Consider the following 15,070-nt stretch of genomic DNA (forward strand, 5'->3'; position numbering starts at 1 on the left):
CGCTGTGCCGCGGCGCCCCTACAGCACGGCACGCATGTCGTCCGTGAAGGCGGCCGTGATGTCGTCCTGGCGTGCGCGCTTCCTGGCCACCATGGTGATGTCCACGTCATAGCTGAAGAGGGATTCGTCCAGCGCATGCAGCAGGCCGGCAGCCACATAGGGCGCTGCGTAATGTTCTGGCAGGTAGCCCAGGTGGGCGCCTGACAGGATGAGGATGGCGGCCGCCTCCATGTTGTCCGCCTCCGAGGTGACATGGCGCGGGCGCCCCGTCAGCGGTGCCTGCGGCAGTGGATAGGTGCGCCAGGTCCAGTCGGCTTCGCCCGCCTCCTGCGCGCCGATGCGGCCCGCGCGCGCGGCAAAGGGATGGCTGGCGCTGCAATAGGCCACCTGCCTTTCGCTGAACAGCCGCGTGTATTCCAGCGCCGGGGCGCGGTGCAGGAAATAGCCCACGGCGACCTGCAGCTCATCGCGCAGCAGCATTTCCTCCAGCTCGCGCGGCCCGCGCACCAGCACAGACAGGCGCACGGCCTCGTCGCGCTGGCGAAAGCGCTGTATGGCCCGCCCCATCAACGCGTTGTATTCCGTGGGTGCATTGCCGATCAGGCCGATGGCCAGGCTGCCGACCAGCTGCCGGTGCATGTTGCGCGCCTGCGCGCTGAATCCTTCCAGGCCCTGCAGCGCAGCGCGGGCCAGGTCGACGAAGCGCCGGCCCTTGGCCGTCAGGCGAAAGCCGCCGCGCCCGCGCTCGCACAGGCTGAACCCCAGGCGTGTCTCCAGCGTGGACAGCTGGCTGCTGAGCGTGGACTGCCCCACGCCAAGAATGGCCTGCGCAGCCGATACACCGCCCGCGTCGACGATGGCCAGAAAAACGCGCAGCAGCCGCAGGTCGAGATCTGAAACGGTATGGAGCATGGGGTTTTCACTCAGCAAAGATCGATGTTCATCGATGTTTGTAGATGGAACTTGAAATGGATGCAAGCCCGGCTGCTGTCTAGCATTCACGGCTGTTGCGGCGCGCTTCGGTTCACCGAAGCACGCTGCCAGCGCAGAACAAGAGGGGCGGTCCGTGACATTCACTTGCGTGAATACCGCTGTTTCAGAAGGACCCTGCACACGGGGTCGGAACAAAAGGGGAGAGAGACCATGGTGCTTGATATCTCGGTGGTAGTGATCTACGCGGCAGCCATGCTGCTGCTGGGCTGGTACGGCATGCGCCGCGCGAAGACGCAGGAGGACTTTCTCGTGGCGGGCCGCAACCTCGGGCCGGGCCTGTACATGGGCACCATGGCTGCCACGGTGATCGGCGGGGCCAGCACGGTGGGCACGGTACGCCTGGGCTACGTGTACGGCATCTCGGGCTTGTGGCTGTGCGCGGCTCTGGGTGCGGGCCTGCTGGTGCTGAACCTGTTCCTGGCCAAGCCCCTGCTCAGGCTGCGCATCTGCACCGTGACCCAGGTGCTGGAGCGGCGCTACAGCGCCCGCACCCAACAGGCCAGCGCACTGGTGATGCTGGCCTATGCTCTGATGCTGGCGGCCACGTCGGTGATCGCCATCGGCACCGTGATGCAGGTGCTGTTCGACCTGCCTCTGTGGATCTCCATCCTGGTGGGCGGTGGCGTCGTGGTCATCTACTCGGCCGTGGGCGGCATGTGGTCGCTGACGCTGACGGACATCGTTCAGTTCGTGATCAAGACCGCGGGCCTGATGCTGATCCTGCTGCCCATCTGCCTGTACCGCGTGGGCGGCTGGGACCAGCTGGTTGCACGGCTGCCTGCGTCCAGCTTCGATGTCACATACATCGGCTGGGACACCATCGCCACCTACTTCGTGATCTATTTCTTCGGAATCATGATCGGCCAGGACGTGTGGCAGCGCGTGTTCACGGCCCGCAGCGAACGCGTGGCCGCCGTGGCGGGCAGCCTCGCCGGCCTGTACTGCGTGGTCTACGGGCTGGTCGGCGCCCTGGTGGGCATGGCGGCGCGGGTGCTGCTGCCGGAACTGGACAATCCCAACAACGCCTTTGCCGCCATCGTGCAGGCCAGCCTGCCGGACGGCGTCCGCGGCCTGGTGATCGCTGCCGCGCTGGCCGCCATGATGTCCACCGCCAGCGCGGCCATGCTGGCGGGCTCCACCGTGCTGGCCGAAGACCTCGTGCCCCTGCTGCGGCAAGGCAAGCCTCTGGCCGATGTGCGCTGGCACCGGCTGCTGACGCTGCTGGTGGGCCTTGCCGTGCTCGGCATCGCCCTGGTGGTGGACGACGTGCTCAACGCCCTGACCACCGCCTACAACCTGCTCGTGGGCGGCATGCTGGTGCCGCTGATCGGCGCCATCTACTGGCGCCGGGCCACCACGGCGGGCGCCATCGCCAGCATGCTGCTGGGCTGCGCCACGGCAGTGGTCTTCATGGTCCGCGACGGATTGGCCGCCAACACGCCGATCTACGCCAGCCTGGCCATGAGCACGGCCAGTTTCATCCTCATCAGCCTGGCGCAGCGCTCGCAGCAGCGCTCCCTGTCGGGCATCCAATCCTGAACCAAGGGACACCCATGACCCTCTTTACTGCAGACAGGCTGGCCGCGCTGCGTGCGCGCTTCGGCGGAGACAACGAGTCCGTCATCCACGATCCGCATTTCCGCACCGTGGCCGCCCACATCATCGACGCCAGCGGCACGCGCAGCGCACCCTACGCAGGCATTCCCACGCTGCTGGATGCCCCCATGCACCCCATGGACTGGAGCCGCCCGGACTTCGGCGAACTGCAGGCCGCGCTGATCGGCGTGCCCATGGACCTGGGCATCAGCAACCGCAGCGGCTGCCGCTTCGGGCCCAGGGCGCTGCGCGCGATAGAGCGCGTGGGCCCCTACAACCATGTGCTCAGATCCGCGCCCACGCGCGAGCTGCGCGTGGCGGACATCGGCGACGTGCCGCTGTCCAGCCGCTACAGCCTGGAGCAGTCGCACCGCGACATAGAGTCAGCCTTCGCGAAGATCCATGCGGCCGGCGTGATTCCGCTGTCTGCAGGCGGAGACCACTCCATCACCCTGCCCATACTGCGCGCGCTGGGCCGCGACCGGCCACTGGCCCTGGTCCACTTCGATGCCCACTGCGATACTGGCGGCCCCTTCGACGGCAGCCGCTTCCACCACGGCGGCCCCTTTCGCCAGGCCGTGCTGGATGGCGTGCTCGACCCCACGCGGACCATCCAGATCGGCATACGCGGCGCGGCCGAATATCTCTGGGAGTTCTCCTACGAGTCGGGCATGACGGTGATCCACGCAGAGGACCTTCCCGCGCTGGGCGTGGACGGCGTCATTGCCCGCGCACGCGAGGTGGTGGGTGATGCGCCCGTCTACGTCTCCTTCGACGTCGACTGCCTGGACCCGGCCTTTGCGCCCGGCACGGGCACGCCCGAGGTGGGAGGCCTGACGGTGCGCGAAGCCCAGGCCATGGTGCGCGGCCTGGCCGGCATCCACATCGTGGGCGGTGACGTGGTCGAGGTCTCGCCCGCCTACGACGCCACCACCAACACCGCCCACGCGGGCGCGCAGATGCTGTTCGAAATCCTCAGCCTGATCTGCGCACGCCACGCCGACCGAGGCGCCGCAAGCCCTGTCTAGGTGCCCGCCCCGTCCCCGTGCCAGGTGGACGGCCCCATGCCCTCCGCCCCCGGCTCACGCAGCAGCTCCAGCGGCGTGCTGCCGTAGCGTGCCCTGAAGCGCCGGGAAAAATGCGCGAGCGAGTTGAAGCCGCAGCGCTGCGAGATTTCCGTGACGCCCAGCGTTCCCGGCTTCGCTGCGCGCAGCAGCGCATGGGCGCGCTCCAGTCGATAGTCCATGAGTTCGGCGCTGAGGCTGGTGCCTTCGCGCGACAGCCGCGATTGCAGCGAGCGCACGGAAAGTCCCAGCCTCGATGCCACGCGCTCCGGCCCCAGCGCCGGGTCCGGATATTGGCGGGCGATCAATTGGCGCACCCGGCACAACAGCACGTGCATGGGCGCGTCAGGCCGGGCTGCAGCCCTTTCGGCCCCGGCCTGCAGCACGGTCTTCAAGGTGTTGATGACCAGATCGGACAGCTGCGCGGACTCGCCCTCGGGCAGGGGCGCCTGCCATGCATGGATCAGTTGCATCTGCTGGACGAGCAGCTGCAACGACGCGCAGTCAGGCAGGCTGCGTGCCAGCAGTTGCGAAGCCATGCCTGCGCACGAATCGATCAGCGCCAGCGGCACGGCCAGCACGAGCAGGTCCACGGCTTCGTCCTGCCAGATGCGGTAGCCGCACCGCTCGTCCAGCAGGAACAGTTGGCCGGGCTGCGCATGCGACTCGCCGCCCGCAACCACCGCGCCCGGCCCATCGAGCGCAGACACCCGGGCGCGACCCTTGAGGTAGAGCAGGCACAGCAGGCTGGCCGGGCTCGCGCGCTGGCAACCCGCCTGCAGGCGCTGCATGCCGTGGCCCGCCGCCATCTGGATGCGGTTGAACACCACCGCGCCCACGCCACGCGATGTGAGCACGGCCTCGAAGCGCTCGGGCCGCGCCACCAGGGGCGTGTGCGGCATCTGCGCCTCACGGCTGGCATCGCTCCAGAATTGCGCTCGCCCCAGGGGGGCGACATGCATCGTGGACCACCGGTTGTATGTCATACATTCCTCGCCCGGCGCGCAGCGCGCGGCCTGTTTTTGTGAGGGGCTGTGCGGGGAAGTCGATCGCGCCCCGGGGACTCGGGCAGACGGACCGACGACAGGGCCACGCGGCAGCATGAACCCTGGATTTTCGGGATTCCGGCGCCATCAGGCCATTGGACCATTCTGAAAATCGGCAGTCGACCGGGATGAATTCCTAGGCCGTTGCGCCGAAGCGGCCCGGATCACCGCGCGATGGCTGGCAGCCGCTCGCTCCACAGCGTGGACTGGTTGCGGCCATTGCGCTTGGAGTAGTACAGCGCCGCATCGGCCCGCTCCAGGCAGCCCTGGGCCGATGCATCGCTGCGCTGCAGCTCGTACACGCCCAGGCTGATGGTGATGTGCAGGTCTCCGGCCTTGCCCGCATCGATGGCCTGCCCGGCAATGGCTTCGCGCAGGCTTTCGGCGCGCCGCAGGCCCACCTCCGCATTGGTGTCGGACAGCAGCACAGCGAATTCCTCGCCGCCCAGCCGGCCCACCATGTCTTCCCTGCGCATCTCCTGCGCCACCGAGGCCAGCAGTTCCTTGAGCACGATGTCGCCCACCGCGTGGCCGTAGCCGTCGTTCACCTGCTTGAAGTGGTCTATGTCCAGCATGATCAGCGTGGAATGCGCGACCAGGCCGCTGCGCAGATGGTCCAGCTCCATCGCCAGCCGCTCCAGGAAGGCGCGGCGGTTGGGAATGCCGGTCAGCGCGTCGGTCAGCGCCAGCGTTTCCAGCTGGGATTCGCGCTGCTGCCGCTCCGTCGCATCGTGGAAGACCCAGCAATGGCCGATGGAGCGGTCGCCGTCGCGCAGCTGCATGCCCTCGATCTCCACATAGTGGCCATCGGGCAGCGCATGCAGGGAGCGGCCGGCCACGGGCCCTGCGCTGAGTACGTCCGCCACCGACGCCGGCAGCAGCTGGATCAGCGCCGGCATGCCCAGCCCCACAAGGGCGGCAGGCGCCATGTCCAGTTGCAGGGCAGCGGCCAGCATGCGGTTGGCCGCCAGCACATGGCGGCCCTGCGCGTCGGTGACCAGGATGCCTGCGGGAAAGCGGTCGATGATGGCCTCCAGCCGGTGCTGGGTCTCGGCCAGCGCGGTCTCGGCGCGCCGGCGCGCATCGGTGTCGATCATGGTCCAGATGACGCGGCCATCGTCCTCGTCGGGGTCCAGCAGCGAGCCCTGCATGTCGAACCAGTGGTCCGAGCCCGACGGCATGCGCAGGATCCATTCCGTGCGCACCGTGCCGCGTGCGTTGAGCTGCCCGTACAGCTGGCCGAAGCGTTCGAAACTCTCGTCGCTGACATGCAGCGAGCGCAGGTTCACGCCACCGGGCAGCCGCTCCGTCTCGATCTGGAAGGTCTGCGCCGCGCGCTCGTTGGCATAGAGGATTTCGCGCTGGGGACCGGCCATCACGATGAGGGCGCTGCCCCGGTCCAGCAAGGCCTTGATCAGGCGGGACTGCTCCACGCGCTGCTGTATGTCGGTGTGCGTGCCCAGCATGCGCACGGGCTTGCCGTCGGCATCGCGCTGGGTGATCTCGCCGCGCGACTCCACCCACAGCCAGCTGTCGGCCGAGCCGCGCAGCCGCATCTCCACACGGAAGTCGGCCCCGGCCTCGGCATGGCGCTGCAGCCGCGCCAGCACGCGCGCCCTGTCCGAGGGATGGACCATCGCGCAGAAGGCGTCGTAGTTCATGGGGAACTGGCCTGGCTCGAAGCCCAGCATCTGGTAGCAGCGCGCATCCCACTCCACATGGCCGCTGCGGCAGTCCCACTCCCACAGGCCGTCACGCACGGCACCCACCGTCAGGCGCAGGCGCTCCTCGCTGTGGCGTATGGATTCCTGTATGGCCTGGTCCTGCGTGACGTCGTGCACATAGCCATGCCACAGCAGCGAGCCGTCTTCCTCCTGCTGCGGCCGGGCGTGGCCGTGCAGCCAGCGCAGCTCGCCTCCAGGCCCGTAGACGCGGTATTTGTGCTCCCAGACATCCTTGCGCCCCACGCTGTCCTGCACCGAGGTCGCCAGGGCGGGCAGATCCTCGGGGTGCACGCGCTTGAGCAGTTCATGGTCGGCGAACCGGACGACGTCGGCCCTTGCGCCATGCAGCTCGAAGAACCCCGGGCTGGTGAAGGGAAACTGGAACTGGCCATCCGCGCCGATGCGGAACTGGAACAGCCCCCCGGGCACCTCCTGCGCCAGCCGCGCGAAGCGCCGCTCGCCCTGCAGCCGCATGCGCTCGCTGAGCTGGCGCTGGCGCGCCAGCCACAGCGTCAGCAGTACGGCCAGCAGCAGCACCGCCGTGCCTATGCCATTGCGCAGCAGGCCGCGCTCCAGCGATTCCTCCAGCGATTCGAAGATGGCCTTCTTGTCCAGCCCTGCGCTGACGATCAGCGGATAGCCCTCCACCCTGCTCCAGGCATACATGCGCAGCACGCCATCGACCGAGGACTCGGCCTCGTAGGTGCCGCGCTCCATGGCCGGCGCGAACTGTGACACGCGCACATCGGAGACCGAACGCCCCATCACCTCGTCCTGTCCCTGCGAGCGCGCCAGATAGACACCGTCGGTGCGCAGCAGCAAGATCACGTCCTTGGCGCCATCGAAGATGGACTGGAAATACCCCGAGATGTAGTCGGGCGACAGCGACAGCACCAGCACGCCCGAGAAGCGCCCCTGGCGGTACAGCGCGCGGCTCAGCTGTATTGTCCATTTATGGGAGACGCGCCCCTGCACGGGCCGGCCGATGAACATCCCCATGGTCTCGCGGTTGGCATGGACCTGGAAATGCTCCCGGTCGCGGATCGAGACCTTGGCGGCCCGGGTCTGCGCATCCTGCTGCAGATTGGAGTAGACGATGTCCCCGCTCTCGTCGGCCACGGCGATCTGCAGGAAGGTGCCGGCCGGATAGGCATCGAAGGTGGTCTGCACGGCATGCTGAAAGACGTCGGCCTCGCCATCGGCAAAGTCGGACTCCAGGCCGCGCATGGTGTAGTCCAGGCCGGACAGCAAGGTCTGCACCTGCACCGAAACCGCATGCGACATCTGCCCCACGCGCAGCCAGGACTGGGCTTCGGTGAAGTTTCGCTGCGTGCGATGGCTGTCCACCAGCACCGTCCAGTACGCCACCGTGGCCAGCAGCACGCAGCACAGGCCTACCCAGACGGCCACGGCGGTCTGGGTGAGAGGTTCGGCGTTCAGCAGACGGAAAGGCTTTGCGCGCATATCGAACACCATGTTGAGTCACACAGACCCCGCGCCCTCAGGGGCGGTGGCCCGCAACAGGCCGCCGGGGAGCCCTCAGACTGAGCGCAACAATTGTTTCACACACCAGCGCCCCGGCTTATCAGCTCAATCCGATCTTTGCGACAGTGCCCAGGCCACATGCTCGCGCACCATGGCGTCGGGATGTTCGGCGCGGCTGGCCAGCGCCTGGCGCAGTGCCGTATCGCCGGTTTCACGCCAGGCGTTTCCCAGCGCCACGGCCACGTTGCGCAGCCAGCGCGCATGGCCTATGCGCCGGATGGGACTGCCTTCGGTCAGGCGCAGGAAGGTCGCCTCGTCCCAGGCGAAGAAGTGCACCAGCTGCCCGCCAGCCAGGATCTCGCGCGCATCGAAATCAGGCAGGCGGCTGGGCTGGGCAAACTTGTTCCAGGGGCAGGCCAGCTGGCAGTCGTCGCAGCCATAGATGCGATTGGCCATCAGCGGCCGCAACTCCTCGGGAATGGCGCCCGCATGCTCGATGGTCAGGTAGGAGATGCAGCGCCGCGCATCCACCCGGTGCGGCGCCACGATGGCGCCCGTGGGGCAGGCCGTGATGCAGGCTGCGCAGCTGCCGCAGTGCGCGGTCACCGGCGCCGTGGGCTCCAGCGCCAGATCCACATAGATCTCGCCCAGGAAGAACATGGAGCCTGCCTCGCGGTTGAGCACCAGCGTGTGCTTGCCACGCCAGCCCTGGCCGCTGCGCCGGGCCAGCTCGGCCTCCAGCACGGGAGCGGAATCGGTGAAGGCGCGGTGGCCGAAGGGGCCGACCTCCTGGGCGATGCGCTCTGCCAGCTTCTGCAGCCGGTTGCGCAGCACCTTGTGGTAGTCGCGGCCCCGGGCATAGACGGAGACGATGCCCTCGGCAGGCCGCTGCAGCCTCTCCCACTCCATGGCCTGCCAGGCGCCGGGCGCGTCGGCGGGCGTGTCGCGCGGCAGGTAGTCCATGCGGGCCGTGATCACGCTCACGGTGCCTGGCACCAGCTCGGCAGGCCGCGCGCGGCGCAGTCCGTGGGCCTGCATATAGTCCATCTCGCCATGGAACCCCTGGGCCAGCCACTGCATCAAACCCGGCTCCGCAGACGACAAATCCACGCCAGCCACGCCAATTTGGGAAAATCCCAGTTCGCGGGCCCAGCCTTGCATCAAAGGAACCAATTGACTGCTGCACAACATACTCCCTCGATTGTAGAAAGCGCCCGGCCGCAGGATACGGAAACTGCGGGCCATCGCTGGATATGGGGCAGCGAGGAAGACACGCAGCGGTTTGCGCAGCAGCTCGCGGACCATCCGGCGCTGCGCAATGCCTACGTCACGCTGCACGGCGACCTGGGCGCCGGCAAGACCACGCTGGTGCGGCACTGGCTGCGCGCACTGGGCGTGCAGGGCCGCATCAAAAGCCCCACCTATGCCGTGGTGGAGCCGCACGAGGCGCCGGGCCTGTCCATCTGGCATTTCGACTTCTACCGCTTCGATGATCCGCGCGAGTGGGAGGATGCAGGATTTCGCGATATTTTCGCCAGCCCCGGTCTCAAGCTGGCAGAATGGCCCGAAAAGGCCGCAGCGCTTACGCCTGCGGCAGATATAGCTATTCATATCGAAGCAATCGACGAGACGCAGCGCCAGGTGAGCTTGCTCGCCGGCACGCCCGTCGGACGCGCCGTGATCGAAGCACTCAAGGCATGAGCGACGCCCAATCCTTCTCCTATCCGTCCGGCCTGTCGCGCCGCAACCTGCTGCAGGCGGGCTCCATCGTGCTGCTGCTGGGCCGCCAGCACATTGCGCACGGCGCCACCATCGTGGCCGTGCGCGTCTGGCCTGCGCCAGAGTACACGCGCGTGACCATCGAGTCCGACCGGCCGCTGGCTGCCAAGCAGTTCTTCGTGGACCAGCCGCCTCGGCTGGCCGTGGACATCGAAGGCATCGACCTCAATCCCGCGCTGCGTGAGCTGGTCGCCAAGGTGCGCTCCGACGACCCCAACATCGCATCCATCCGCGTGGGCCAGAACTCGCCCAGCGTGGTGCGCCTGGTGATCGATCTCAAGCAGCCCGCCAAGCCCCAGGTCTTCACCCTGCAGCCGGTGGCGGCCTACAAGCACCGGCTGGTGTTCGACCTGTACCCGGCCAAGGCCGTGGACCCGCTGGAGGCGCTGATCAGCGAGCGTCTGCGTGATGCCTCCGGCGACGACACCGCCGTGGCGGCGGCACCTCCACCACCTCCTGCACCCGCAATGCCCCGTCCCCCAGGCGCCGCGGCGCCGGCCCCCGACCCCCTGGGCGACCTGATCGCCCAGCACAGCGGCGGCACGGGCGGCAAGACGCCTGCGCCGCCGCCTGCCGTGATCGCGCAAGCGCCGGCTCCCGCGGCTGCGCCGCGTCCTCCTGCCCCAGCGCCTGCACCCGTTCCGGCGCCTGCCCCCATTGCCGCGCCCAACATCGCCACCTCGCGCCAGACCGACCGCATCATCATCGTGGCGCTGGACCCGGGCCACGGCGGCGAGGACCCCGGCGCCACCGGCCCCAGCGGCACGCGCGAGAAGGATGTGGTGCTCAAGATCGCCCACCTGCTGCGCGACCGCATCAACAACACCCGCATCGGCGGCAGCCCCATGCGCGCCTTCATGACGCGCGACGCCGACTTCTTCGTGCCGCTGGCCACCCGCGTCGAGAAAGCCAGGCGCGTTCAGGCCGACCTTTTCATCAGCATCCATGCCGATGCCTTCACCACGCCAGCTGCGCGTGGCGCCAGCGTCTTTGCGCTCAGCGACAAGGGCGCCTCCAGCACGGCCGCGCGCTGGCTGGCCAACAAGGAAAACCAGTCCGACCTCGTGGGCGGGCTGAACATGGGCTCGCAGGACCAGCACGTGCAGCGCATGCTGCTGGACATGAGCACCACGGCCCAGATCAAGGACAGCCTCAAGCTCGGCGGCGCCCTGCTGGGCGAGATCGGCAACATGGCCAAGCTGCACAAGCCGCGCGTGGAGCAGGCCGGCTTTGCCGTGCTCAAGGCGCCCGACATCCCCAGCGTGCTGGTGGAGACCGCCTTCATCAGCAACCCCGAGGAAGAAGCCCGGCTGCGCAGCAGCGCCTACCAGGTGCAGCTGGCCGACGCGCTGATGCGCGGCATCCGCAACTACTTCGCGCACAACCCGCCGCTGGCCCGCAGCCGCTCCGTCTGAGCCGCGAGGGTTGCCACAGGCACGGCGGCATGCCGTCCGCCGCCGCTGTCGGACAGGCAGGACCGGACGCTTCCAAACCGCCCGGCCCCAGCTCGGGCAACTCTCCTACCACGGCCGCAGGCCGTGAATGAGAGCATGCCAACATGTTCCACACAATGCTTGCGCCACCATCCATCCGCCGAAGCAACGCAGGCCACGACAGGAGATGAACATGAAGACACGCCTTTATTCCATTGCCGCCGCTGCCGCCATTGCCTTGTTCTCTGCCGGCTGTTCCACCAACCCCAGCAACGCCCAGATCGGTACCGGCGTCGGCGCCGTGGCCGGTGGTGTGGTGGGTGACGCACTGTTCGGCAGCACGCTGGGCACCGTGGGCGGCGCAGCCGCCGGCGCACTCATCGGCAACGAGGTGGGCAAGCGCAACGACCGCCGCTGACCCCTGCCGCCGCCGTTCGGCCACTGAACGAAAAAGCCCCTTGCGCCATCACGGCGCAAGGGGCTTTTTGCTGTGCGCTGAAGGCTCAGGAAGCCGTCTTGGGCGCGCGGCCCGCGCGCCATGCGCCGAAGATGGCGATCAGGCCCGGCACCAGGATCAGGCCCCAGATGATCTTCTCCAGGTTCTCGCGCACCCAGGGCAGGTTGCCGAAGAAATAGCCGGCGGCGCTGATGCCGAACACCCAGACAATGGCTCCGCCCACGTTGAAGGCCGTGAACTTGCCTCGGTCCATGGCAGCCACACCGGCCACGAAGGGGGCAAAGGTGCGGATGAACGGCATGAAGCGCGCCAGCACGATGGTGATGCCGCCGTAGCGCTCGTAGAACGCATGGGCCTGGTCGAAGGCACGCCGGTTGAACCAGCGCGAATCCTCCCACTGGAACACCTTGGGCCCTATGTAGCGGCCTATGGTGTAGTTGCACTGGTCGCCCAGCACGGCCGCCACCAGCAGCACGGTGCAGGCGATCGAATAGTCCATCAGCCCCACGCCGCACAGCGCGCCGACGATGAACAGCAGCGAGTCGCCGGGCAGAAAGGGCATGACCACCACGCCCGTCTCCACGAAGACGATGAGAAACAGCAGCGCATACACCCAGGGTCCATAGGCCACGACGAAGGCCTCCAGGTGCTTGTCTATGTGCAGGATGAAGTCGATCAGGAACTGAATGATTTCCAAAAGAAGGTCCTCCGCGGCGGGCGCCGCACCGGCCCGTACTGTACTTCGCCGGCATGCCCCCACAGCCGAGCCAGAGCCGATCGCACCGCCGCGCACACCGGCGCTTGCATGGAACTACAAATGCTTGGAATCGCGCCTGTTTTGTTACACAACTTGATAAAACTCTACGAAAAACTCACGAGTGCGTCAGCTTTTTGCAGGCAAAGTCCTTGCATGCCGTCGGCACCGCCGGCCCGGCCTCACCACCATCATCAGGACAAAAGGAAGCAAGCCATGAACAAGACCCTTCGCACCTTCGAGCGCATGACTGAACGCAAGTCGGGCACCACCATGGGCCGCAGCCTGGCCGTCGCCGCCCTTGTGGCCGGCGCACTGGCCCTGGGCGGCTGCGCCCACCGTCCCAACAACGCGCAGCTGGGCACGGGCGTGGGTGCCGTGGCCGGTGGCGTGCTGGGCAGTGCCCTGTTCGGCACCACGCTGGGAACCGTGGGCGGCGCGGCCGCCGGTGCGCTGGTCGGCAACCAGATGGGCAGCAACAGCGACCGCGCCGGCCGCCGCCGCTGAGGCCGCGCGGCCCCGTCCGCTCTCATCAAAGAGTGCCCCCGGCTCTGGCCTTTGTGGCCGGGGACGCCTCTTGGAGCCGCCTGTGCGGCTCCTTTTTTTGCGCGTGCCCAAGGCACTCCGACCCCATTCCCACAGGCACCAAGCGGTGGATGCGAGCCCCTAGAATTGCCCTGTGAACGCATCCACCCCCTCCCCCGACACCCTTCCCCGCCGCCCCATCCGCGACCTGCCCGACGAGCTGATCAGCCAGATCGCGGCCGGCGAAGTCGTCGAGCGTCCTGCATCGGTGGTGCGCGAACTCGTGGACAACGCCCTGGATGCCGGTGCCCGCCAGATCAACGTGCGGCTGCTGGCCGGCGGCGTGCGGCTGATCTCGGTGGAGGACGACGGCGGCGGCATCCCGCGCGATGAGCTGCCCGTGGCATTGCGCCGCCATGCCACCAGCAAGATCACCGATCTGCACGATCTGGAGACCGTGGCCACCATGGGCTTTCGCGGCGAGGCGCTGGCGGCCATCTGCTCGGTGTCGGAGGCGTCCATTCTCTCGCGCCCTGCGGGCCAGGACTCGGCCTATCTGCTCGACGCGCGCAGCGGCGAGCTGCGCCCCGCCGCGCGCAACCAGGGCACGACGGTCGAGGTCAAGGAGCTGTTCTTCTCCACGCCGGCCCGCCGCAAATTCCTCAAGAGCGATGCCACAGAGCTGGCCCACTGCATAGAGTCCGTGCGCCGCCATGCCCTGGCCCGGCCCGACGTGGGCTTTGCCATCTGGCACGAAGGCAAGCTGGTCGAGCAGTGGCGTGCCGCCGGCAGCATGTCGGACGAAGCCCTTGCGCGCCGCCTGGGCGATGTGCTGGGCGACGCCTTCGTGCAGAACTCCGTGACCGTGGAGCACTGGTCGGGCGCCGTCCATGTCACGGGCCGCGCGGGCATTCCCGATGCGGCGCGCTCCCGGCCCGACCACCAGTTCTGCTACGTCAATGGCCGCTTCGTGCGCGACAAGGTGCTGACCCACGCCTCGCGCAGCGCCTACGAGGATGTGCTGCACGGCCACAAGCAGCCCGTGTATGCGCTGTATGTGGAGATCGACCCCGCGCGCGTGGACGTGAACGTGCACCCCACCAAGATCGAAGTACGCTTTCGCGACAGCCGCGAGGTGCACCAGGCCGTGCGCCACGCCATAGAGAACGCGCTGGCCGCACCGCGTGCCGCCGCAGCAGCCGCTGCGGCTGCCGAAGAGGCCGCGCGCACGCCCGAGCTTGCGCCCGCCGCTGCGGCAGCGCCGGCCACGGCGCCCAAGGCATCCATGCCCGCCTGGCCCCAGGCCCGCATGAGCTTTGGCGATGAGCAAGGCGGCCACAAGGTCAGCAATATGGCGGGGCTGTGGGCCCCCATGCGCGAGGCCGCAGCCGCAACGGTTGCAAGTCCGGCCCAGGCCTTGGCCGCCGAGCAGCCAGCCGTGCTCGCCGTACCCGCTGTGCCCACTGCTGCCCTGGCCCCCGTCAGCTACGCGCCCCCGGCTTACGCGCCGGCCGTCCAGTCCCCGACTGTTGCCGTTGCCGAGCCTGCTCCTGCGGATTTCTCTGCGCCCCGCACATCATCCGCAGCGGCCCCGGCAGCGTCCGACGAGCCCGTCTGGCCCCTGGGCCGCGCCGTCGCCCAGATCCACGGCGTCTACATCCTGGCCGAGAATGCCCAGGGCATGGTCGTGGTGGACATGCATGCGGCGCACGAGCGCATCGTCTACGAGCAGCTCAAGAATGCCGTCAATGCGGCAGAACAGATCCCCAGCCAGCCGCTGCTGATTCCCGCCACCTTCGCCGCCACGCCCGAGGAAGTGGCCACGGCCGAGGCCCATGGCGACACGCTGCAGGCGCTGGGCATGGAAGTCTCGCCCTTCTCTCCCAAGACGCTGGCCGTGCGTGCCGTGCCCGCCACCCTGGCCCAGGGCGATGCCGTGGAGCTGGCGCGCAGCGTGCTGGCCGAGCTGGCCCAGCACGACGCCAGCACCGTGGTGCAGCGCGCGCGCAATGAGATCCTGGCCACCATGGCCTGCCACGGCGCCGTGCGCGCCAACCGCCGCCTGACGCTGGACGAGATGAACGCCCTGCTGCGCCAGATGGAAGTCACCGAACGCTCCGACCAATGCAACCACGGCCGCCCCACCTGGCGGCAGATGAGCATGAAGGAGCTGGACGCGCTGTTCCTGCGCGGCCGGTAAACCGCCCCGGCGAC

The 15,070-nt window shown here is 68.2% G+C and carries 12 protein-coding genes; 7 read left to right on the plus strand and 5 right to left on the minus strand.

What is annotated here, in order from left to right:
- Positions 1 to 18: 18 nt before the first annotated feature.
- The gene (locus ACN20X_RS24065) at positions 19 to 912 is read right to left on the minus strand and encodes a LysR family transcriptional regulator (protein ID WP_016447656.1); all 894 of its coding nucleotides are present in this window, start codon (positions 910 to 912) and stop codon (positions 19 to 21) included.
- Positions 913 to 1,143: 231 nt separating this feature from the next.
- Here ACN20X_RS24065 and ACN20X_RS24070 point away from each other — a divergent pair, with 231 nt between their 5' ends.
- Together ACN20X_RS24070 and speB are read left to right on the plus strand one after the other, a co-directional pair.
- Positions 1,144 to 2,532, plus strand: coding sequence for a sodium:solute symporter family protein (locus ACN20X_RS24070; protein WP_016447657.1), 1,389 nt, complete (start codon positions 1,144 to 1,146; stop codon positions 2,530 to 2,532).
- A gap of 14 nt (positions 2,533 to 2,546) precedes the next feature.
- A complete protein-coding gene (speB, locus tag ACN20X_RS24075) occupies positions 2,547 to 3,617 on the plus strand; it encodes an agmatinase (RefSeq protein WP_016451242.1) in 1,071 nt (356 codons plus the stop codon).
- On the opposite strand, the gene ACN20X_RS24080 is transcribed toward speB, so the two are convergent.
- The 3 genes from ACN20X_RS24080 to queG form a co-directional block, all read right to left on the minus strand.
- Complete coding sequence (locus tag ACN20X_RS24080) at positions 3,614 to 4,615, minus strand: helix-turn-helix transcriptional regulator (protein ID WP_473209985.1); 1,002 nt, start codon at positions 4,613 to 4,615, stop codon at positions 3,614 to 3,616. The genes speB and ACN20X_RS24080 overlap by 4 nt on opposite strands.
- 248 nt (positions 4,616 to 4,863) lie before the next feature.
- Complete coding sequence (locus ACN20X_RS24085) at positions 4,864 to 7,899, minus strand: diguanylate cyclase (protein WP_473209986.1); 3,036 nt, start codon at positions 7,897 to 7,899, stop codon at positions 4,864 to 4,866.
- Positions 7,900 to 8,013: 114 nt separating this feature from the next.
- Positions 8,014 to 9,069 (minus strand): tRNA epoxyqueuosine(34) reductase QueG, encoded by a 1,056-nt coding sequence (gene queG / locus ACN20X_RS24090; protein WP_034399415.1) that lies wholly within the window; start codon positions 9,067 to 9,069, stop codon positions 8,014 to 8,016.
- Positions 9,070 to 9,081: 12 nt separating this feature from the next.
- Between queG and tsaE the strand changes: the two genes are divergently transcribed.
- The 3 genes from tsaE (at position 9,082) to ACN20X_RS24105 (ending at position 11,538) form a co-directional block, all read left to right on the plus strand.
- The gene (gene tsaE, locus ACN20X_RS24095; RefSeq protein ID WP_046988825.1) at positions 9,082 to 9,609 is read left to right on the plus strand and encodes a tRNA (adenosine(37)-N6)-threonylcarbamoyltransferase complex ATPase subunit type 1 TsaE; all 528 of its coding nucleotides are present in this window, start codon (positions 9,082 to 9,084) and stop codon (positions 9,607 to 9,609) included.
- A complete protein-coding gene (locus ACN20X_RS24100; protein ID WP_017404361.1) occupies positions 9,606 to 11,102 on the plus strand; it encodes an N-acetylmuramoyl-L-alanine amidase in 1,497 nt (498 codons plus the stop codon). Before tsaE ends, ACN20X_RS24100 begins: the two co-directional genes overlap by 4 nt.
- Before the next feature lie 211 nt (positions 11,103 to 11,313).
- Complete coding sequence (locus ACN20X_RS24105) at positions 11,314 to 11,538, plus strand: glycine zipper domain-containing protein (protein WP_016447665.1); 225 nt, start codon at positions 11,314 to 11,316, stop codon at positions 11,536 to 11,538.
- An 85-nt stretch (positions 11,539 to 11,623) separates the two neighbouring features.
- Here ACN20X_RS24105 and ACN20X_RS24110 read toward each other — a convergent pair whose 3' ends face one another.
- Positions 11,624 to 12,274: a DedA family protein gene (locus ACN20X_RS24110; RefSeq protein ID WP_016447666.1), complete on the minus strand. Its 651-nt coding sequence runs from the start codon at positions 12,272 to 12,274 to the stop codon at positions 11,624 to 11,626.
- A 273-nt stretch (positions 12,275 to 12,547) separates the two neighbouring features.
- On the opposite strand from ACN20X_RS24110, the gene ACN20X_RS24115 reads away from it, so the two are divergent.
- Both ACN20X_RS24115 and mutL read left to right on the plus strand, forming a co-directional pair.
- Entirely contained in the window at positions 12,548 to 12,838 is a 291-nt protein-coding gene (locus ACN20X_RS24115; RefSeq protein WP_016451238.1) for a glycine zipper 2TM domain-containing protein, read from the plus strand.
- Between the two features lie 172 nt (positions 12,839 to 13,010).
- On the plus strand, positions 13,011 to 15,056 hold the full coding sequence (gene mutL / locus ACN20X_RS24120) for a DNA mismatch repair endonuclease MutL (protein WP_016451237.1): 2,046 nt from the start codon (positions 13,011 to 13,013) through the stop codon (positions 15,054 to 15,056).
- Positions 15,057 to 15,070: the final 14 nt, after the last annotated feature.

The sequence above is a fragment of the Delftia sp. PX-1 genome (genome assembly GCF_055797465.1).